The organism is Haloterrigena sp. KLK7 (assembly GCF_037914945.1).
In the GTDB taxonomy this organism is placed as follows: Archaea; Halobacteriota; Halobacteria; order Halobacteriales; family Natrialbaceae; genus Haloterrigena; species Haloterrigena salinisoli.
In genome coordinates, this window is the sequence record NZ_CP149789.1 from 75,479 (window position 1) to 96,719 (window position 21,241).

The 21,241-nt window shown below is 56.5% G+C and carries 15 protein-coding genes and 3 pseudogenes; 10 read left to right on the forward strand and 8 right to left on the reverse strand.

Annotated features, from left to right (window positions below; all coding sequences use genetic code 11):
- Positions 1 to 19 precede the first annotated feature (19 nt).
- On the reverse strand, positions 20 to 688 hold the full coding sequence (locus tag WD430_RS21075; RefSeq protein WP_339106315.1) for a helix-turn-helix domain-containing protein: 669 nt from the start codon (positions 686 to 688) through the stop codon (positions 20 to 22).
- Between the two features lie 93 nt (positions 689 to 781).
- Entirely contained in the window at positions 782 to 1,084 is a 303-nt protein-coding gene (locus WD430_RS21080; RefSeq protein WP_339106316.1) for a hypothetical protein, read from the reverse strand.
- A 103-nt stretch (positions 1,085 to 1,187) separates the two neighbouring features.
- Here WD430_RS21080 and WD430_RS21085 point away from each other — a divergent pair.
- Positions 1,188 to 1,787: pseudogene (locus WD430_RS21085) on the forward strand (IS6 family transposase).
- A gap of 37 nt (positions 1,788 to 1,824) precedes the next feature.
- On the opposite strand, the pseudogene WD430_RS21090 reads toward WD430_RS21085, so the two are convergent.
- Positions 1,825 to 2,026 (reverse strand): annotated as a pseudogene (locus WD430_RS21090) (IS4 family transposase); the annotation flags it as partial.
- Between the two features lie 287 nt (positions 2,027 to 2,313).
- Between WD430_RS21090 and WD430_RS21095 the strand changes: the two are divergent.
- Positions 2,314 to 2,750: pseudogene (locus tag WD430_RS21095) on the forward strand (IS6 family transposase); the annotation flags it as partial.
- Positions 2,751 to 2,805: 55 nt separating this feature from the next.
- Here WD430_RS21095 and WD430_RS21100 read toward each other — a convergent pair.
- From WD430_RS21100 to uxaC, 4 genes are all read right to left on the reverse strand, one after another.
- Positions 2,806 to 3,762 carry a mannonate dehydratase gene (locus WD430_RS21100; RefSeq protein ID WP_339106317.1) on the reverse strand — a complete coding sequence of 319 codons (957 nt, stop codon included), beginning with the start codon at positions 3,760 to 3,762 and terminating at the stop codon, positions 2,806 to 2,808.
- A gap of 294 nt (positions 3,763 to 4,056) precedes the next feature.
- Positions 4,057 to 5,820 carry a glycoside hydrolase family 2 TIM barrel-domain containing protein gene (locus tag WD430_RS21105; protein WP_339106318.1) on the reverse strand — a complete coding sequence of 588 codons (1,764 nt, stop codon included), beginning with the start codon at positions 5,818 to 5,820 and terminating at the stop codon, positions 4,057 to 4,059.
- Between the two features lie 268 nt (positions 5,821 to 6,088).
- The gene (locus WD430_RS21110; RefSeq protein WP_339106319.1) at positions 6,089 to 6,913 is read right to left on the reverse strand and encodes an SDR family oxidoreductase; all 825 of its coding nucleotides are present in this window, start codon (positions 6,911 to 6,913) and stop codon (positions 6,089 to 6,091) included.
- 139 nt (positions 6,914 to 7,052) lie between these two features.
- Complete coding sequence (gene uxaC / locus WD430_RS21115) at positions 7,053 to 8,411, reverse strand: glucuronate isomerase (RefSeq protein ID WP_339106320.1); 1,359 nt, start codon at positions 8,409 to 8,411, stop codon at positions 7,053 to 7,055.
- Positions 8,412 to 9,265: 854 nt separating this feature from the next.
- On the opposite strand from uxaC, the gene WD430_RS21120 reads away from it, so the two are divergent.
- The 8 genes from WD430_RS21120 to WD430_RS21155 all read left to right on the forward strand — a co-directional run bounded on the left by WD430_RS21120 (position 9,266) and on the right by WD430_RS21155 (position 19,445).
- Positions 9,266 to 10,030, forward strand: a complete 765-nt coding sequence (locus tag WD430_RS21120) for an IclR family transcriptional regulator (RefSeq protein WP_339106321.1) — start codon at positions 9,266 to 9,268, stop codon at positions 10,028 to 10,030.
- 1,233 nt (positions 10,031 to 11,263) lie between these two features.
- Positions 11,264 to 12,715 carry an aldehyde dehydrogenase family protein gene (locus WD430_RS21125; protein WP_339106322.1) on the forward strand — a complete coding sequence of 484 codons (1,452 nt, stop codon included), beginning with the start codon at positions 11,264 to 11,266 and terminating at the stop codon, positions 12,713 to 12,715.
- Between the two features lie 162 nt (positions 12,716 to 12,877).
- Complete coding sequence (locus WD430_RS21130) at positions 12,878 to 13,837, forward strand: dihydrodipicolinate synthase family protein (RefSeq protein ID WP_339106323.1); 960 nt, start codon at positions 12,878 to 12,880, stop codon at positions 13,835 to 13,837.
- 27 nt (positions 13,838 to 13,864) lie between these two features.
- Positions 13,865 to 14,947: a mannonate dehydratase gene (locus WD430_RS21135; RefSeq protein WP_339106324.1), complete on the forward strand. Its 1,083-nt coding sequence runs from the start codon at positions 13,865 to 13,867 to the stop codon at positions 14,945 to 14,947.
- Positions 14,948 to 15,127: 180 nt separating this feature from the next.
- Positions 15,128 to 15,979 (forward strand): NAD(P)-dependent oxidoreductase, encoded by an 852-nt coding sequence (locus WD430_RS21140; RefSeq protein WP_339106328.1) that lies wholly within the window; start codon positions 15,128 to 15,130, stop codon positions 15,977 to 15,979.
- Between the two features lie 66 nt (positions 15,980 to 16,045).
- Positions 16,046 to 17,092 (forward strand): lactonase family protein, encoded by a 1,047-nt coding sequence (locus WD430_RS21145; protein ID WP_339106325.1) that lies wholly within the window; start codon positions 16,046 to 16,048, stop codon positions 17,090 to 17,092.
- Between the two features lie 461 nt (positions 17,093 to 17,553).
- Positions 17,554 to 18,798 (forward strand): MFS transporter, encoded by a 1,245-nt coding sequence (locus WD430_RS21150; RefSeq protein WP_339106326.1) that lies wholly within the window; start codon positions 17,554 to 17,556, stop codon positions 18,796 to 18,798.
- A 98-nt stretch (positions 18,799 to 18,896) separates the two neighbouring features.
- Positions 18,897 to 19,445 carry a universal stress protein gene (locus WD430_RS21155; protein WP_339106177.1) on the forward strand — a complete coding sequence of 183 codons (549 nt, stop codon included), beginning with the start codon at positions 18,897 to 18,899 and terminating at the stop codon, positions 19,443 to 19,445.
- Between the two features lie 264 nt (positions 19,446 to 19,709).
- On the opposite strand, the gene WD430_RS21160 is transcribed toward WD430_RS21155, so the two are convergent.
- Positions 19,710 to 20,549, reverse strand: a complete 840-nt coding sequence (locus tag WD430_RS21160; RefSeq protein ID WP_339106178.1) for a VOC family protein — start codon at positions 20,547 to 20,549, stop codon at positions 19,710 to 19,712.
- Positions 20,550 to 21,241 lie beyond the last annotated feature (692 nt).

Consider the following 21,241-nt stretch of genomic DNA (forward strand, 5'->3'; position numbering starts at 1 on the left):
CGCTTTAGCGGTGGGTAGCTCAAATAGTCTCACCATGGGCTAACGTATTGAGAAGCAGTGCTCGCTGTCCGCGCCGGAAACGAGTCGACAGAGCAGATGTAGAGATGCCGAGTTCCTTGGCGGTTTCTTCCATCGTTGTTTCCCGCGGTACATTGAAATATCCGTTCTCAAGAGCAGTAAGAAGGGCCTCCTTTTGCCTGGTCGTAACACCGTATCGGGTTTCAAAGCCCCCATCATTCTTTACCGATTTTTCTTCATAGAGACTGATTAATTCAAACCGCCGATCTCGTTCGAGACAGGCCTCCCGCAAATTAACAACTGCATCGCGTGACGGAAATCGAGCTAAGAGTTCTTCCTTTTCAGCCGTCGCAGTAAGACGGATGATTGTGACATCATGTTCTACGGAAACCGAATGGATTGTCCGTCGCTGGCCGTCATCTGACAGTCTTAGTCGGTACAAACGTTTCTCTGGCAATTTCGTTAGAGAATCATAGGAATCAATTGTCGGATCTGCAGTAAGTGCGCTTTCATATTTTTCAAAGTTGTCGCCCATTGCCCATACGATCATTTTCCACGGTTCATCCCCTATTGAGCGGATATCTTCAAAAAGAAGTTCCATATCAGGAACGCTTTCCAGAGCACTTTGCCCCGGTGGTGGGCCTACTTCTGCTCTCCCTATAAGGGCCATTAACATCCGACTATGCTCTCTTCACAGATATATGTTTTTCAATATTTTCTGCCCTATTATGTATTGATACACTATTGTTGACTGCTACAGTAACTAGATGGAACCATTGTTCATTGATAGCTGATTTTTGAAATGACCGATCAATTCGAGTGCAGTCTCTGTTTCATTTTTAGCGTCACTGTTCAAAGGCAAATCGCAGACGGTAATCTCCGCACGCTCGAGGTGAGTTAACTCACCATCTAAACACTCGAGATCGAGAATCACACCGTCAAAGATGATGAGCGCACGCGACTTATGGACATCCAGATACTGGATTTCCAGTCGATCTAGCACTGAGGCAATATTGATCGGAGGCGAAAACGAATACTCCCGAGAGATATCAATTGTCTCACTCATCGTCTATACGTTCAAGACCTACCTTAATAGATTTCCGCCCTCGTTGGTGGACGCTGTTCAGATTAGAATTTAACGGAACGAGGCGGTGGAATTCTAGGTAGCCATGTCCGAATTCGACCGCCTTAACGGATCTAGCGGTCGGGTTCGGTTACCGTTTGTGGAGTGGGAGGCAACACCGCGCGAACTGATACGGTTGCGTATCCAACTCCATTTGGGCGTATCATCACTTTCGAATACTGTTTCTTCCTTAGAGGGATTCGGTGTCAATCAGGCGAGGCCGACAATTCATAATTGGTGCAGAGATCGATTTACAGCCGATAACTGGGAAATAGCCGTATCACATCGCACTCGATGAAACCGTGATCCACCTCAACGATCAACGCTACTGACTGTACGCCGCTATCAATCCAGCGACGAGCGAATACCTTCACGTTAGGCTCTTTCCAACGCGAAATAAAGGCATCACCTCGATCTTTCTCTCCGAGCTTACCGAGAAGCACGACATCAACGACGCTGTGTTTCTCGTCGATTCTGGCGCATGGCTCAAAGCTGCACTCAATCGATATGGCCCCGATTTCGACACGAGATATATGGTAATTGGAACGCAGTCGAATATCTCTTTTAAGATATAGAACAACTTACCTACCAGTTTAGAAACTACTTTCGAAATGCCGAGCCAGAAACCGCCGAAACATGGCTGTAGATCTATGCATACTACTGGAATCAGCTAATCTGAATAATGCCAAGACATCAACGATATCCTGGATCTACTTCCCTCTAAGAGAATGGCGCAGCCGCGCCATTACCGTAACTCGGCCATGATCGTTGGGTTCGCATTTGGCTTGAGTCGACTGACGAAGAAGCAGTCGTTCCCGTCGATCAGTGCGAACCGACGATACTGAAAAAGACCTGATCCAGCAGAAATAGGCGATCCCGCAACCACAATGTTGCGTCTCGAGACCGTCAAACTGCTCTTGCTGATCTTCGATCAAATCGTTTTGCTTGGTGACCGTTTCTCGAAGCGCTTCGTTCTTATCCTCGAGTTCGGGAGTTGCTACAATCCCAGCTACCAACGCCCTCAAGTGGCAGATTGCCAGTATAACTGGGTTTTAGCTAAGACGGATTTTATACACCAGATCATGATAATTATGCTCACACCCGCGGCACGCTGGTAGGAATGAGTTCCTGGGGTACAACGCGCCATCCCCAACGTTGCACCTTAATGTGCGGCGACGCCGTCGCAGGTCGCTGTTAGTGCAACTGTCAAAATAGATGGTTTCCGGTCTTGGGATCATAATACAATATATCGATTCATAGTTGATTCTCGATATCGCAGTCTTCAGATGACGAGGCACCGATCAAACTGCTGCGTTCCTGCATCGATCGTGAAACACGATCTTTCCGACACTGTGTTTCTCGTCGATGGTTACGGCTATCTAACTTCCGTCTCTCGATTAGAATTGAGCGGTCAACTCGACTATATAGAGCGAACCATATCGAAAAACGGTTTTACACGCTCAAAATGCGCGTTGGGCGCTTCCATAACTCCTGAGTCGACAGTCGATCAAGCGTGAGAGAATGTATTAGACATTTCTAACACTACTATGATGATCAGGATCTACACCAGTCACTCAATGGATACACGGTAGCGGAGGTGGTAAACTAGACGATGACATAATAGGGAATCATCCGTACGACTGTTGATCGTTCGAGTCGAACTGTTACAGCGAATCCGAGAGACCACGCATGTATCCGATAGCGAAGAGACGCCCCTTCATGTGGTAACCGGGATTGGAATTGTCTTCTCCGGCCATCGTTGGGACGTGATCCGGTCGCATCGGTACGTTGTCGTCAACTGCTTCGTCGTATGCCGTCATCGCTGCGTGCATATCCGTCGGCCCGTTGTCGTGCCACGTTTCGACGAAACGGTCGGCATCTCCTTCGACGTCTCGGAAATGAACGAAGTTAATCTTTTCACCGAATCGACGGATCGTCGACGGGATGTTGACCCCCATCGCCGCAAAGTTTCCTTGGCAGAACGTGACACCGTTATATTCGCTATCGACAACGTTCAGTATCCGTTCGTAATTCTCGATGCTGTTCGCTATTCGAGGAACATCACGAACCGATTCGCGAGGCGGGTCGTCGGGATGAAGTCCTAGTCGGACGTCTGCCTCTTCGGCAACTGGAACGACTTCCTCAAGGAAGTACGCTAGGGCCCCGAAAATCTCCTCGTGGCTTTTCTCGGAAGCTGGTACGGTCGGCCCGCCCTGCATTTTCGCGTTATCGTAGCCGGTGGCGAGCGAGTCTCCGCGAGTTTCGACGTGCGCTTCGGTACGCGCCCAGCGAACGCCGGCCATCCAATCGTAACAGACGACGGGGATCCCGAGATCACCACAGTTTCGAAGGAATTGTTTGAACTCCTCGATATCCTCGTCACGCCCGTCGAGACCGAGTCGAATACGGTCGGTCAACGGAACGCTTCCTTCGAGAACGGAGAACTCGAGCCCAGCATTCTCGAGCCAGTTTTGTAGTTGTCGGAGTTCGTCATACGCCCATGTCGTTTTGTCGTTACCAATCTCTAACGGGTGAATCACAGCGTCCGTAACACCCATTTGCTTTGCTAGTTCCCATCGTTCGTCAGGTTGCGGTGGTAGTACTAAGGCTGGCTGTACCATAGTTATCGCTAGGACACATCTCATATATACATTTGGTTCTACAGAGAAAGCAGACCGAGTGCCTCGGAGTCGTTCGGAAATCAGGGATTTTCGTGATCACACGGTTTGTGTGAAATTCAGTTGAAAGAGCGACGCCGGGAATTACCGGCTGAATACTCGTCATCACGAGCCAACTGACAAGCGGCACTCGAGAGCGCTAATGCGTTAGAACCTTCGAACGCACAACTGCAAAAATGACGGCGGGGTTTGTTCTTCGTCAGCGCGTGAGCTGCTTATCGTGTCTGCTTCACCTCGTCAGGACCGTTTTTTCTGATAGAACTCCCGGAGTACGTGGAACGCCTGCTTCTTGCGGCCGTGCTGATCAACGAGGCCCTTGCGATTGTAGCCGCGCTGGTGGTCATTCTGCCGCATCGGTGCCCGGAAGTCAAAGAGGATCCACGGAGCCATCCCGGCGATCTGATCGTTCCCGTCGATCGCATCCGTCTGTCCGCGATAGATCGCGGCCTGGAACTCCTCGGTCCAGCGCTCGTCCTCGTCACCGTGGTGGCCCCACTTCGCACCTCCACCGGTCTCCGAGATCAGGACCGGCGTCCCGTCAGGATTCTCCTGGAACTGCTCCATGTCGTCGGCGTCGCCGTAGTACCAGCCGTAGTACTGGTTGATCCCGACCACGTCGAGGTGCTCTTGCAACGGATCCTTGAGAAGGATTCCATCATCGGTTTCGTCGACGAAGCACGCGGCGGTGACGAGCCGAGTGTCGTCTAGTTCGCGGACGTAGTCGGCCATCTCCGGGAGTACTTCGTTCCGGGTATCGTCCTTGTGGTCAGTTTCGTTGGCGATCGACCAGAGGGCGACTGACGCCCGGTTCCAGTCACGCTGGATCAGCTCTCGGAGCTGCTGGCGGTACAGCTCCTGGATTTCCTCGTCACCGAAGTTGATGTCCCAGTAGGCCGGGACCTCTTCCCAGAGGAGGATCCCCTCCTCGTCGGCTTTCCGCGCCATCGCTTCGGTGTGTGGGTAGTGCGCGAGCCGGGCGTAGTTACAGCCGAGCTCGGTGATCCACTCGAACCGCTCTTCGACGTCCTCGAGGTTGAGCGCACGCCCCTTTCCAGCGGACTCCTCGTGCAGCGCGATTCCCCTGAGCCAGATCTCCTCGCCATTGAGCAGCAGATTGCCGTTGACGACGTCAATCTCGCGAAGCCCGACCTCGTCCTCGATCATATCGTCGTCGGCTGCGACTCGAACGGTGTACAGCTGCGGATCCGAGGGACTCCATAGGGTGACGTCATCCCGAGAGAGCGTTGCTTCCCCGGTGAAAACCCCGTCATCGTCAGCGGTTAGCTCTATCGATACATCCAGTTTGGGGAACGAGGCCGTCACTTCAGTATCGTCGACGGCGTTTTCGACCCACGCGTCGATATGGAGGTCAACGCTGTCTTCGGACAGTTCCGTCTCAAGCTTGTAGTTGCGAACGTACGTCTCCGGCACCGAGACGACCTCGACCGACCGGTTGATCCCACCGAAGTTGAACCAGTCGGTGCTGGCGTTGGGGATCCCGTCGTCGTAGCGCTTGTTGTCGACTTTGACGACTAGCAGGTTCTCTCCGTCAACCAACTCGTCAGTGACGTCGAAACTGAACGGCGTGAACCCGCCTTCGTGTTCGCCCAGTCGTTCGCCGTTGAGCCAGACTTCCGCTTTGTAATTGATTGCACCAAATTTGAGGTGTGAGCTATCGCCGGCCGTATCGGCGTCCCAGTCGAACGTCTTCGCGAACCAGACCCAGCCCTCGTAATGGCGGAACTCGGTGATCTCTTCCCCCAAGCTCGCTGGGATATCGACGGAATAGCCGTCGTGGACGTTGAAATCGACCGGCATCCCCTCTTGCTCGGAGGCGCCGAGTTCGTAGATCGATTTGGGTGAAAACCCGGCGGGATTATCCTCGTCGTCGTCATCGACGAAATCCTCGAAGTAGCCGTCGTACATCTCATACTGGTCGGGAATCGCTTGCCACGTTCCGTCGAGCGAGACGGACTCCCGTGGGTACGATAACAAGTGCATCAACCGATTATCCACAACAACACAATAAAAAAGTACCGGTACTAACGATTCTACGGTTCCGGTTTCAGAGGGGCTGGCTCCGTCAGCATCACTTGTAGTCGGCCTTTTAGGTTTGTCGTGAACCCTTATTTCGGGATCCGTTCGGCTCATTGTTCGATCCCGTGGGCGATGGCTTCGCTAGGCGACGTAACGAACAAGTGGGTGTATTCCGCCGTTTTGTGGCTGTACGACTAATCCAGATTCCGTCTTAAAAACGGAAACGAACCAATTAGACGCCGCTAAATGCCGAGAACCCGCCGTCGATCGGGATCACCGTCCCGGTGACGAACTCGGACCCGGGGGCGATCAGCCAGAGCACGGTCGTCGAGAGATCCTCGGGATCGCCGAACCGTCCCTGCGGGGTATGATCGATGATCGTCTGCCCGCGGTCAGTGTACTCTCCTGTCTCCTCGTCTATCAACAGGTAGCGGTTCTGCTCAGTGAGGAAGAACCCGGGTGCAATCGCGTTGACGCGAATGTCGGGAGAGTACTCCTGGGCCATGTGGACGGCCAACCATTCAGTGAAGTTCGAGACGGCGGCCTTCGCGCCCGAGTAGCCCGGAATCTTAGTTAGTGGCGTAAACGCGTTCATCGACGAGACGTTCAGAATAACACCGTCCTCCTGTTCAACCATGTACTCGCCGAAGGCCTGCGATGCAAGGACCGTCCCGACGAAGTTGACGTTCACCACTTGTTCGAGTCCCTCCTTCGGCAGGTCGAAGAAAGACGTATCTGGATCGGTCGTCGCATCAGGGTGGTTCCCGCCAGCGGCGTTAATGAGGACATCGATGCGTCCGTACTCGTCGACGACCGTTTCGGCGGCCGCGTCCAGTTCCGCGCGATCGAGGACTGACGCTGGGATCGTGCTGTGCTCGATGTCCCGCTCCGCGAGTTCATCGCTGGTCTCCTGCAGTTTCTCCTCGCCACGGGCGAGGAGTACGACCGTTCCACCGTTCTCGCCGATGGCTTTTGCCATCGCCGAGCCGAGAACACCCGAACCGCCCGTGATCACGCACACTTTGCCGTCGATCTCGAAGTCATTTGGGACCGTCATCGTTTCCGTACGAAACTTGCCGAGGCACAGATGTATGTATGTTCTGTGTTCTCGTCGGCTGCTAATTCGAATGGAAGCGAATCGGACCGAGCTCAGTCGCTCAAGGAGTCCGTCCCCGTCCCACTGCCTGCACTCCGCATTATTCGAATCCGTAGAGGGACTTCGGCCGTTCGTAAGCCAAGTACTCTACGAGGTGTTCCGCGTGGGCCATCGGCAGCCGTTCTCGCTCGACCATCTCGCCGACCACGTTCGCGAGAGTCCGACGAAACATCTCGAATCGGGAGCCGTACGACAGTAGTTTCCGCGAGTCGCTGACCATGCCGGCGTGATTGGCCAGGAGATCGACAGAGCCCGCGTACTTCAACTGTTTCTCGATACCGTACGGACTGTCGTTGAACCACCACGCCGGACCGACGCTCACGTTCGGGAACGCTCGAGCGATGGTCGTGATCGTCGGATAGTGAGTTGGATCGACGGTGTAGAGCACGATCTCCGTCTCGCCGTCGAACTCGTTCAGGAAGTACGCCAGATTGTCGGCCAGTTCGATCGACTGCGTCGAGACGTCACCCCCGGCGTCGGCGCCGACGGTATCGTACAGCCGATCACGGTAGTCCCGAACCGCACCGAGGTGGAGCTGGGTGACCCAGTCTTTCTCTGCGTTGAGTCGGCCGACCGTTTCAATCAGGAACGCCTGAAAGTCGTTGACGTCTCTTTCCGCGAGATTCCGTCCCTCGAGTGTCTTACGATAGATATCCCGTGCACGTCGCCGGCCCACCGGGCGCGTCACGATCTGCTCAAGGCTGAGATCGCTCGCCCGACAGCCGTGGGCGTCGAAGTAGTCGTGGGTCTCCTCGAGCGCCTCGAGGAACCCAGAGAAGGAGCCGGTATCAGTGCCGGTCGCTCGCTCAAGTTGGTCGACGAACTCGTACCAGGAGTCCCGGCCGATGTGTAGCGCGCGGTCGAGTCGCCACGTCGGCCGGACGTCGACGGATCGCTCGGCTCGCTCGTGGAGTTCGAGGTTCGAGGTCGGATCGTCGGTCGTACAGAACACCTCGACGTTCATCTCCGAGAGCAGTTGCTGTGGACGCATCGAGTCCGTCGCCAGTTGTGCTTTCGTCTCGGCCCAGATCTCCTCGGCCGTCGATTCGGAGATCGGCTTCTCGATACCGAAGCGGCGTTGCAGATCGAGGTGGATCCACTCGTAGCTCGGATTGCCGGCGAAGTTAGGAAACTCCGACGCGAGGGCGAGCCACTTCTCCTTGTTCGAGGCATCACCCGTGATCTTCCGTTCGGGGATGCCCTGCTTTCGCATCATCGTCCAGACGTAGTGATCGGTGGCGCCTTCGACCTCCCAGATATCATCCCAGCCATCGTTCGCGACGATTTCGGCCAAATCCGCGTGGGTGTGCGGATCGACAATCGGCAGTGATTCGATATCGGCGTACAGTGCTTCGGCGGCCTCCGAGTCGAGCAGGTAGCCGTCACCAAGGAATCCCATACGCTATCTACGGGTTCGATCACAAAAGCACATCGACTGTCCGACGAGGGCTGCGAGACGAGACCGCAACGAATGCTGTCCCATCTCGTACGTTACCGGAACATGCATCTCAACTTTGTTCGAGAGGGAAGAACGCGACTCCCACCGGTTGTTTTGCCGAAGTCGGCGCGTTCACTCACCGAAATGCTTCGATTTGACGCCTTTCGATCTCTAGTCGTACTTCTCGAGATCTCTCAAGCGCTCGGAAGCACCGCGATAGGACCTTCAAACGATCGATTCGAGCGCGTCGAACTATTTTATCGAACGACAGCGGCGGTAGAGTACCTGGGTCGTCGGACTGTCGATCAGTATCTAATTACAAGTGTACTGTTGTAATAGATAAATCGCGTTTATACGCTCATAACGAGAGGATACCGAGTCGGTAGAGCAGCTATCATCCCTCCGTAGCGAAGTGGCAGTGGACATGCTAATCGCCGATCACGCCGTTCGGAATTGTTTGGCCGCATTCGGGAGGGTTGTATTGAGACACGGTAGTTGACAATCGAGAGGCTCTGTACCGAACGATTCGATTGAGAAGAACAGCTGTCTCCCGGTCGCTCCCATCGGCATGATTCAGATTGGACATCGATGACCGACTTGAGGAGCATCCAAAGGATACGCGCCGACTGAGCACGGTCGGTTGACCGAGAGTCGAAGGGTGTGTCCAGCCGTCTCGTCGAATCTGCTGGCCGATGGACGACTCGGGTCGGATCGAGTCTCACGATAGCGCGAGAACCACGCCGTAGAAGACTCGAGATATACAATTTGATGGATCAGAACAAATATTATATGCGACGGTCGCTATGGGCGTACACATGCCGACAGATACGCCGAGAAAGATCGCTACAGTGAAGAAAACCGGCAGAATCATCGAGGCCTTACAGAAGCGGGGCAGCGCCGGCATCACGGAGATCGCGGACGACGTGGGGTTCTCGAAAAGTACCGTCCACGGACACCTCGCGACGCTTCACGAAGACGGGATGGTCGTCAAGGAAGGCCATAAGTACCGATTGAGTCTGCGATTTCTGGACATCGCCGAGTCCGTAAAGCGGACGGTCGCGAAACACGATATCGTTCGCGAGCAGGTGCGCGAACTCGCGGACGCCACCGGAGAGGTCGTCCACTTTGGTGCGAAAGAGGAGGGGCGTGTCGTCTATATCGAGAAGTCGAGGGGAGACTCAGCGGTCCAGACTAAGTCGAGAATCGGTGGCCGAATGCCGATGCACTCGACGGGGCTTGGAAAGGCGATGCTGGCAGAGTTACCGGCCGCGGACGTCGAACGGATCGTCGCCGAACACGGGCTCGAGCAGCGAACCGAACATACGATCACGGACGTCGAGGAGTTGTATGCGGAACTCGAGGAGACGGCCGAACGCGGATACTCGATCGACGACGAGGAGAACATTCCGGGCATCCGCTGTATCGGCATGGCCGTCAGCGTCCCAGAAACGGAGGTGATCGGCGCGTTGAGTATCTCGGGTCCGTCACAGCGGATGACCGATGAGCGGATCGAGGACGAACTCCAGCCGAAACTTGCGCAGGCGGCAAACGTCATCGAAGTGAATTCGCTGTACTCGTAGGCCATGGACGCGTTGAAGACGCCTGATTGGCCGTACTGGGGATCTAGTCGCCGAAATATACGTATCTGGAGCGAAAGAACGAACGGGGAGAGAGCGGTACGTGAACATCAAGACCCGCTGAGAGCAAACTTACGAGCTGGGCAAGCGTTTCGGAGTTCGGCACATCTGATGTTGAGTGAGTCGACACTGCTCGACCGCATAATTGAGAAAGTACGCCAGGAAGAAGTGCTTAGCATGATATCCGATAGAACGATGGATATTCGGAACGCTTCTGCCGGGCTGATCGCTCGTATTGGTCGATCGAACCGGACGTTCAGCGAATCTTCGAAACTTAGACCGGAACACTGACTGTGTAGAAAGCTGTGCCAGAAGCGTCTGAGTCGGTGTTTAAATAGACTAAACCGGGCTCCGGTGAGTGATCGATTTTCGGATCAGTACTGCCGGTTCAGCTAGATCGTGGCTACAAGCCGTCGCCACGCGCCACACTGCTACGCTCTCGAGTTGACACTCCTTGCCGAGAGGGTTTGTCCTTTGAGTGCCTTATGAGAGAATTCGGACTCATCCCACGAGCGGTTTGATGCGTCAGGATACGACCGACGAAACGCTCGATTCGACAGGTGCGAACAATTGTACCGGGCGACGCCAGAGTTGAAGTACTGCGATTGCCGAACTGACGATCAGGATATATTTACATCAGTACTCCTGTAATAGCACAGAGGTGCATCTGTAATGGGATCGCTGTTGGGCCAGTAGAGAGGAGATAGCCATTCGAGGGAAGTGTGACAGACCAACGACTGATAGTAAACTCTACAGCTTGGAACGGTCTGATCGGATTTGAGGTTCGATCTGGAAACACGCTATTCACCGCCTCAGAGCCGACATACTGGTATATTCGATAGGATAGAACAATGGTCACGTAGTTGCCCCGCCGAAGAGATTCTGATCGAACGCCGATGATCGTTTAGACGATTGCCTTGAATAGCACACGTTGCTGGAGTAACGCTGGTCAAACGGGAGCACCGAGAAAATCCTGTCACGTACCTGCGTGCGTCCCAAAGACGGATTGGTTCTCGAGGTCGTACAAGGAACACGCACAGAACCGCTATCAACTCCGATTCGAGGGTGGGAAACGGCGGATATCGAGAAATCGAAGGAGGACTCAGCAGTCCGACTCGAGTCGAGAAAACGAGTATCAAAACCTTTCTAACGGAGTAGGATAAGTTCCACATGCGAATGGCAAGCAGCTACAAGAACTTTGTAAACGGACAGTGGGTCGAATCCGAGACGAATTCAACCTTCGAGGTTAGAAATCCGGCACAGACCGACGAATTGGTCGGCGAATACCAAGACTCGGGTCTGGCAGATGTCGAGGCCGCCGTCGAGGCAGCCGCCGACGCACAAGACGACTGGGCCGGCACGCCGGGCCCGGAACGAGGCGACCTCCTCAAGCGAGTGGGAACGCTTCTCGAGCAGCGCAAAGACGAGACGACCGAGGCGCTCGTCCGTGAAGAGGGGAAAACGCGCGCCGAGGCAGCCGGCGAGGTTCAGCGTGCGATCGACATTTTCGCGTACTACGGACAGAAGACACGCGATCTCGGGGGTACCGTCAAATCCGCGAGCGGTCGCAACACGGAACTCGCGACCAGACAGGAGCCGCTCGGAACGGTCGCATTGGTGACCCCGTGGAACTACCCAATCGCGATTCCGGCATGGAAGCTCGCGCCGGCGCTGGCCGCCGGAAACACGGCGGTCGTCAAGCCCGCTTCGGCGGCCCCTGGCATGGCACGGGTTCTCTTCGAGTGTCTCGAGGAGGCAGGGCTCCCCGATGGCGTGGCGAATTTAGTCACGGGATCGGGGAGCAACGTCGGCACGCCGCTCGTCGAAAACCAGGCGATCGACGGCGTCTCGTTCACGGGGAGTACGGCCGTCGGGACGCAGGTCGCACAGACGGCGACCGACGACCTCAAACGCGTCCAGTGTGAAATGGGCGGGAAGAACCCGACGGTCGTGATGCCGAGTGCCGACGTCAACGAGGCGGTGGAGATCGTCGGCCAGGGTGCGTTCGGAACGACAGGCCAGTCCTGCACCGCCGCCTCTCGAGCGATCGTCCACGACCAGATTTACGACGAGTTCGTCGACGCAATGGTCGAGTACGCCGAGTCTGTGGAAATCGGTCCCGGACTCGACGACCCTGATATGGGACCCCATGTCACTGAGTCGGAACTCCAGTCGACGCTCGAGTATGTCGAGATCGGCCAAGACGAGGGCGCGACACTCGAAACCGGCGGGGAACGTCTCACGGACGGGGAATACGCGGATGGCTACTACGTGGAACCGGCCGTCTTCTCGGACGTCGACAACGAGATGCGGATTGCACAGGAGGAGGTCTTCGGACCGGTGCTGGCGGTCATTCGCGCCAACGACTTCGAGGACGCGCTGTCGCTTGCGAACGACGTCGACTACGGGCTTTCGGCGAGCATCGTGACGCAGGATACGACCGAAGCCAACGAGTTCCTTGATCGCATCGAAGCGGGCGTCGCCAAAGTCAACGAAAAGACGACCGGGCTAGAATTGCACGTCCCCTTCGGCGGCTACAAGAATTCCTCCACGAACACTTACCGAGAACAAGGTGACGCCGGATTGGACTTCTTCACGACGACAAAGACGATCTACCGCAACTACTAAGCCAGACTAGTATCACGCTGACACAACTGAGTTGAACGCTCCGGACGCCTGCTGTAGCCACTGAAGCAGGAAACACGGTCTCGAGACATCTGTCCCTGCCGCTCGGAGACGAGCGGACCACAACGACAATACTTTATAATAATAAGCATTACCAACTACTCGATGGCATTAGCGACTGCAGAAGTCAAGGAGCGGCTACGAGGAGTCGCCGTCGGTATCCTCACGCCGTTCGATCAGGACGGAGAAATAGAGCACTGGAAGATCGAAGAGAACGCACAGTCACTCTACGAAGAGGGTATCAGAACATTCCTCGCAGCTGCAAATATCAGCGAATACCACTCGTTGGTCGATCAAGAACGGATCGACGTCACCGAGGCGACCGTAACTTCGCTTCCGTCGGATGCGTGCGTCCTCGCCGGCGTCGGCGGGAGCACGAACCAGGCACAGGACTTGATTCAGGCGTACGATCAAATCGGCGTCGACGCGATGATGGTGATGCCACCCGATCACACGTATCTCCACGAGCAGGGATTACTGGAGTACTACCGGTCGCTGGCTGACGCAACGGAGACCCCGCTCGTCCCGTACGTTCGCGGCTTCGATCCGTCCGTCGAGTACCTCGCGCAATTGACGAAACTGGACGGCGTCGTCGGAATCAAATACGCGCTGCCGGATTCGGTGAAACTCGGGGCCGGAATCAGCGCCGGTGCGGACGACGTCGTCTGGGTGAACGGCCTAGCAGAGCCGTACGCAGTTTCATACTGGGCCGAAGGCGTCGAGGGCTTCTCGGCGGGCGTTAGCAACTTCCGCCCGGAGATCGGTCTCGAACTGTACGACGCGCTGGCGAACGAAAACTGGAGTCGTGCCCGCGAACTGCGCGAGGCCTGTCTCCCGTATCAGAACTTCCGAGAGAAAACTGGACAGAACAGTACGATCGCCGGTGGGATAAGCGTCCCAGCCGTCAAGAAGGGACTCGAACTTGCCGGCCTATACGGCGGTGATGTCCGGGAACCGATCCGCTCGTTGACGCCGCAAGAGGAGAAGCGCGCCGAAGAGCTGTACGATCAACTGAACGACGAACTCGAACAGCTACTCTCCGATGGCTCCGTTGGAAAAGCCTAAATACGAGAAAATAAGAAGCTACTCCAGATGAGTCAACGTAAGACGCTTGAGACTGACGAAGAGCAACTCCCACTCCGGACCGGACTACGAACGAGAACGCTCTCCGACGAGCGGCTCCAGTTCTGTCGACAGGTCGGCATATCCGATATCTTCTTGGATCACCGGGATCCGCGGGGAGACGTCTTTGCCGACGAGGGAAGCCACGACGACGAAACGATCACGATTGATGAAGGCGTCGTCCCCTCGGTTTCCGAACTGGTGCAAGCTCGTCGACGCGCCGAGGACGCCGGACTCCGTCTCATGGGGGTTCAGTCGCTGAGCTACAACGTCTACGGAAAGATCATGCTCGGGAAAGAGGGCAAGGAGACTCAACTCGAGACGATCAAGGAGCTGATCCGCAACATCGGCCAGGCGAACATTCCGATCCTGGGCTACCAGTGGAATCCCCGTGGCGTCGTCCCGATGCGGACCTCCCAGTCGGCTCGAGTTCGCGGTGGCGCTCGCGGCCGCGAGTTCGATATCGACGATATCGATCAGCCGTACGAACGCGCACCCGGTGTGGAGCGAGAATACACCGAGGAGGAACTCTGGGACAACTACGAGCAGTTCCTCGAGGAGGTGCTCCCAGTCGCCGAAGAAGCCGGCGTGCAGTTGGCTCTTCACCCGGCGGATCCGCCGACGGTCGAACAACTCGGTGGCATTCCCCGGCTGTTCCGCAACAGGGAAGCGTTCGAACGGGCGATGGAACTCGTTCCGAGCGACAACCACGGCCTTAAACTGTGTCTCGGCTGCTTTTCGGAAATGCCCGAGACGGACGTCACGGACGTGATCGAACACTTCGGCCGAAACGACGACATCGTCTTCGTCCACTTCCGTGACGTGCTCGGCACGTGGCCGAGGTTCACCGAGACCTTCCTCGACGATGAGGAAAGCAATTACAATGCGTTAACCGCGATCGAGGCGCTTCGCGACGTCGGTTTCGACGGTGTGATGGTTCCAGACCACGTTCCCGAGATCGTCGGCGATACCGAATGGGGGCACCGATCGCGAGCACACGCCGTGGCGTACCTCAACGGTTTGCTCTCCTGTTCGGACGCCGACTCGACGTAGCGCGTTCCGTTAATCGAACTCGCCAGTCACTCTGGTCACCACTTCTCACCGCTCGGTCCACTGGTGATCGGATTCCCGACTTCGCTCACTTGCACAAACAGTCTCTGTGGACGCTTCCGGCAAGTGACGGGGAATCATCGGATCGGAAGTTTATTTTTGTTGTCGCAGCATCGGTCCAGTATGAACGTACTTGTTACCGGTGCGTACGGCCGGTGTGGAACCGCAATAATCGATCACTTGGACGAGGAGTACAACATCACTTACCTGAACCGGTCGGATCGTCCGGCCGATCATCCATACGGCGACTACGACACCTACGTCGCCGACGTGAGCGACTACGATTCGATCCGTCCCGCGTTCGATGGACAAGACGCGGTCATCCACCTCGCTGCGTATCCGTACGTTGACGGAAGCTGGAACGACGTGTTCAAACCGAATATACTCGGCATGTACAACGCTCTCGAGGCGGCGCGCGACGCTGGCGTTGAGACGTTCGTATTCGGTTCAACGAACCACGTGATGGGCCAGTACGAGGCAAAGCACGCGCCTGAAATCTACCAGCCGGAGCACGGAATTACGATCTATCCCACTGACCCGGTTCGACCCGATTCCTACTATGGTACGACCAAGGCCTTCGGTGAAACCCTCGGCCGCCAGTACGTGGAAACTGAGGAGTTCGAGTATCCGACCCGATTCTACGCGCTTCGTATCTGTACCGTCAATTCAAAGCAGTACGATCATCCGTACGGCGATGCGGAGCTCGGCGTTCACAACGGCGATTGGGAGCGCGGGAGCGAGGCGTACGAGCGAGCCGTCGGCCGGATGAAAGCGATGTGGCAGTCCCGACGTGACTTCGCGCATCAAGTGAAGTGCTGTCTTCTGGATAACTCCGTCGAGTTCGGCGTCTTCTACGGTGTTAGCAATAACGACCGGCGGTGGTTTTCGATCCGTAATGCTCACGAACGGATCGGCTACGACCCAGTGGACAACGCGGAAGAGTGGGACAAACCGCCGGAACTGAAGCCAGCGTGACCGCGCCTTGTATCCACCTGTCCGAACATCAAAACAGTGAATACGGAACGTTTCGTTCGAAACAGTGTGACGTCCGAGACGCATTTAGCAGCCGTCGGTACGTACAGTTCTGCAGATAGTGCTGGAGTCTATACTGTTGCAGTTGATTCGGAAACTGGTTCTATCGAACCGCTCGATAGTGCTATTGCTGGACCCGACCCGACGTTCGTCGCTCCTCATCCGAATGGAGAGTACTTGTACGCTGCCGTTCGCGAGGACGAGGAAGGGATCATCAAAGTGTTCGATATCGATCTCGAAACGGGCGAATTGATCGAAATCAACGCGGCGCCGAGCGGTTCATTCAGTCCGTGCCACTGCAGCGTTGACACAACGGGACGATTCCTATTTGTGGCCCACTACTTCGGCGGTGCCGTTTCGATGCTTCCCATCGACGACGACGGTACCATCGAGAGTCCGACCGCAGTCGTCGATCATCACGGCTCGAGCGTCCACGACGAGCGCCAGAACGCACCACATCCGCATTCGATCACGCCTGGACCGGACGACCGATTCGTCTACGTTCCTGATCTCGGGACCGATCGGATCGTCACTTACGAGATCGATCGGGACGAACAAACGTTCGAGCGATGCGCCGAGACCGACGTCGGGCCGAGGTCCGGTCCGCGACATATCGCATTTAGTCCGGGCGGTGACCAGTTGTACGTGATCAACGAACTCGACTCAACGGTGACCCGTTTCGATCGGCGCTCGGATGGCACTCTCGTCGACCAAGAGACGATTTCGACGCTCCCCAATGAGTTCCACGGACAGAACAAGACAGCCGAAATCGCCGTTCATCCGTCGGGGCGATACGTCTTCGGTTCGAACCGGGGTCAGGACGCGATCGTGACGTTCGCCGTCGACGACGGGAGCCTCGAGCGCGTCGCGACGTCCTCGAGTGGCGGAGAATGGCCACGTCACTTTGCAGTCGACCCGAACGGTGACTTCCTTTTCGCGGCGAATCGCCACAGCGATGATGTCACTGCGTTCAGGATTAACAACGAAACTGGGTCATTGGTACCGACAGGCGAACGCGTGTCGATTTCGGAACCGGTCTGCATTCAATGGCTCTGAGGTACAGGTGGATCGCGGCGAACCGCCGGACGGCCGTGGTCTGCACGGCGCGGCGTCTGTGAGACTCCAGTCATCGTCGCCTCACTCGAGAGTCCGTCGGCCAGCATCGTCTTTGACCAGTCACTGCGCCTCGTGAGTCTTCCTGCTTCCTCGTCGCCGAAGGCGGTGATTCTGATCACGACCGTTCGACATCCGCTGACACGGCCTGCTCACGATTTACCAGTGCAACCGTGACCCGTCTGCGGTTGCGCTGAAAATGACTTCCAACGGTTCGTACGACGACGGTCGGATCGAGCAGGCCGAAACAATCGGTTACTGTGTACATAGCCTGCCCCCATCACGCATGGAAAAATATTTATAATGGTTGTATCATTGTATATTCGTATGCCACAGGTTACCCCACGGACTAGGCTGACGAACGAATGCGGTCCAGAGAACGGCATAGACGCCGGTGAGTGAGTATGTCGACAGATTACTCGGAGTCTATCCGCTGGCCGATGTTGATAACGCTGGTGCTGATCGGCTTTATCCCGGCTTTCTCAGGGGCACTGATCAACCCGACCATCCCGGCGATCCAGGAGACGTTCTCGCACGAGCCGTACTCAGAGACGTTAGCACAGCTCGTCAGTTCGATGTCGGCCTGGATCGTGATCGTCGTCGCACCCCTCACGGGATACGTGCTGGACAAGTACGCGCGCAAGCCGATCCTGATCGGGGCGGTCATCGTCTATGGGGCCGGGACGAGCATCGCGTTCTTCCTCGACTCGATCTACCTGATCCTGGCAACCCGCGTGCTCGACGGTATCGCCGTCGGCGCGCTCATGGTGACGGTGCCGACGCTCATCGCGGACTACTACTCGGGCGGCCGCCGCGAGTCCATCATGGGCTACTACAGCGCCGTGACGGCCGCCGGCGGCGCCATCGCTGCGGTCATGGGCGGCTACATTGCAGGGACCCTCGGTTGGCGGTACATCTTCCTCGTCTTCGCGGGGGCGCTCCTGTTCGTCCCGCCGATCCTCCGGTTCCTGCCGGAACCCGACGTGAAGGAGTCGGTCAGGGACGACGGAGTCGGCCGCCTCGAGGCGATCAAGAAACTCCTGCATGAGTCGCCTGTAAAGCTGGTCGCCGGCATCTACGCCATCGTGTTGGTAGGAATGCTGGTGAACAACCTTGTCATGATCGAGGTGCCGTACTATCTCCAGAGCTCCCTCACCGTGACCGATTCGCAGACGGGTCTCGTGATCTCGGGTGTGATGATCGGCAGCTTCATCTTCGCCTCAATGTACGGTCGGATCAAACAGCGTATGCGTCACGTCACGGTGATGGCGCTCGGTTTCGTCATCGCAGCGATGGGATTCCTCCTGTTTACCGCCACTGATATCCTCCCGGTTGTGATCGCCGGCGTCATCGTCAGCGGGGCGACGGGATTCGGCCTCATCCAGCCCACGGCGAACGACTGGGTCGCGTCAGTCGTCCCGGGAGAGGTTCGCGGTCGCGCCCTCAGCGGCGTGACGATGATGATGTACGGTGGGTTCGCGCTCTCGCCGTTCGCTCCGATACCGCTGGTCGACGCGTTCGGTCGTAGGGGGATGCTGCAGACCGCTGGCTACGTTATGCTCATCGTCGGGGGCGCCCTCCTAACGGTCTGGTTCGTCAGTCGATCCACCGTCGACTCGACGGCGGAGGTGTCATCCTCTGACGACTGATCGCGAGTGGATTGCAGACACGACCGACGGTCGATCGCAGTAGCACGACCTTCTTTCTCCAGACGGCGTCGTACCGGGCTAATAGCTTTCGCACTTTTATGAAGTGTAGAAATGTAATATTTATATGCCTGGTGACTGTAGACAGTCTCATGCCAGTTGAGACAGTTTTGCTTCCCGTCAGCGACTCGGACGAGGACCGGATACACCACCTCGTCGATGCCGTCTTGGAAACCGCCGCTCCAGTCGATGCCACCGTCGTAGTTGGCCACGCCATTCCGAAGAACACCGACGACATTACGCCAGCAGTCACTCCGATAACGGGCAGTGGCTATCCCCAACTCCTTTCGAAGTCTGAATACGATGACCTGCTCGAGGAGCACTCTCCCGACGAAATCGCCGCTGAACACGATACGGTCCAGTCAGTGATCGATCGTCTCGAGGCCGCCGGCGTCGACTACGACGTTCGTGGCGCGGTCGGCGACCCCGGCGAGGCGTTCCTCGACCTCGCGGACGCGGTCGACGCCGACCGGATCGTGGTCGGCGGACGCCACAGGTCCCCCGCTGACAAGGTGATCTTCGGAAGCGTCGCGCAGACGCTGATACTGGATGCGTCCTGTCCCGTCACGTTCGTCCAGAACGACGACTGATACGGTCCGTTGTACCGACGTCCCGGTGCAACCGCAGAACGGTTCGCAGTCGCACCGAAAATGACGTACAACGGTCCGTATGAACGACGAAGATATCGATCTTGATCGGGAGTTGAGGAAGGTTACAGAAACGCTTCTCATCCGGAGGTGTGTCGTCCCCGGATGACGGTGATCAGCGCCGAACCGACGGCTCCGATGAACGAAAACGCGAGGACGGTCATGAGCACATCTGGATCGGAAAACTGGTCGTGGTGAGGAACGGATCTAGACCGTCCGAATCCGAACCGAAATCTCGTCCGGGTCGGTGACCTCGAGGGAGTCGCCACGGTCGGTGGCCGCGATATCGGCATCCTCGAGTCGCCGCCGAACCGTCGCGAGCGTCTCGTCGTCCGGGACGACGAACTCGAACCACGCCAATCCGCGGCCGCCCGCCGGCTGGGACCGCCCGTTCCACGTATTCACGCCGAGGTGATGGTGGTAGTCTCCGGCTGCCAGGAACAGCGCCGAACGCACTTCCGTCTGCACGCGGAGCCCGAGCATTTCGGCGTAGAACTCGCGTGCCGTTCGGATCGAGGACGCTTCTAGGTGAACGTGTCCGACCGTCGTTCCGGAGGGAGCGGATGTCTTCCCGTTCGATTTCGCGGCAATGTCGTCAAGATCCAGTGGAACCGTTCCGATCTGAATTGTGCCGCCAGACGCACGCGGCCACTGCTCTCGCGGTCGGTCTGTGTATATCTCGACTCCGTTGTCCTCTGGATCAGTGAGATACAGTGCTTCGCTGACGTAATGATCGGACGCACCGTCTAACTTCCAGTGCTCGCGTATTCGGTCGAGCGCTGCACCTAACGCAGTGCGCGACGGGACCTTGAACGCGTTGTGGAACAGTCCCGCTTGCTCTCGACGCCGGGACGCTGCAGTCTCGTCCTCTGTCAACACGAGTAACGGTGTCTCGCTAATTCCGAGCGTCGCCTCCGTTTTCGTTCGCCTGCGAACCGAGAGCCCAACGACGTCTCGATAAAAATCGACCATCGCGTCGAGATCGGCCACGACCAGCGCAGTCCGCCCGATCCGTGCTGTCTTCGGAATGATCGGCTCGGTGGTCATCAGCAGCTCTCCTCTGCATCCGATTTCCGGTCGGTAGTATCTACCGCCATTCTTCTCCGTTGACATCCCCTCTCGATCGTTTCGGAGTCGACGAATCGATCCGAATTGGACGAGTTCACATCCCTGATCAAACCGGTCACGAGCATTAGTTGGATATTTACATCCACCACATTATCTAATTTGGTTCTGAATCCGTATATAGTTCTGGGAACGATCGTGTAACTAGGTTACGTCGACTTAACCGGTGAGGAAACTAAAAAGGGAAGACCAGGCAACTCGACGAAAACGTGCGCGTATCGTCGATTCGGTAAGAGAGAGCGAACCGGAGGCTCGTCCTCGACGAGTTGCTGAATGAAAAATTATTCAATGAACTCAACTGATTGACCCGTGCGAGTTCGGTACCTTCTCTCATTTTCTTCGAACGAGTACTCGTTGAGTAGCTCATCGGATTCGTTCTGCGAGAGAATGTACGAATGATGAGATCTGACGATCGAAACCGTAGCGTGCGGGATTCCACCTCAGCTTCGGGGATCGGGTGCCCGACGACGGTTGTATCGAGAGGACGGGCGAACTCAAGAGCGGTGTCGGTTACCTGCTCAATATGAACATCATTCTGAGTACCGACGGCAAACAGAATTGTCTCAATTGGCATGGGAGACAATAATCAATCTGCTATAAAAAATAGTCATCTC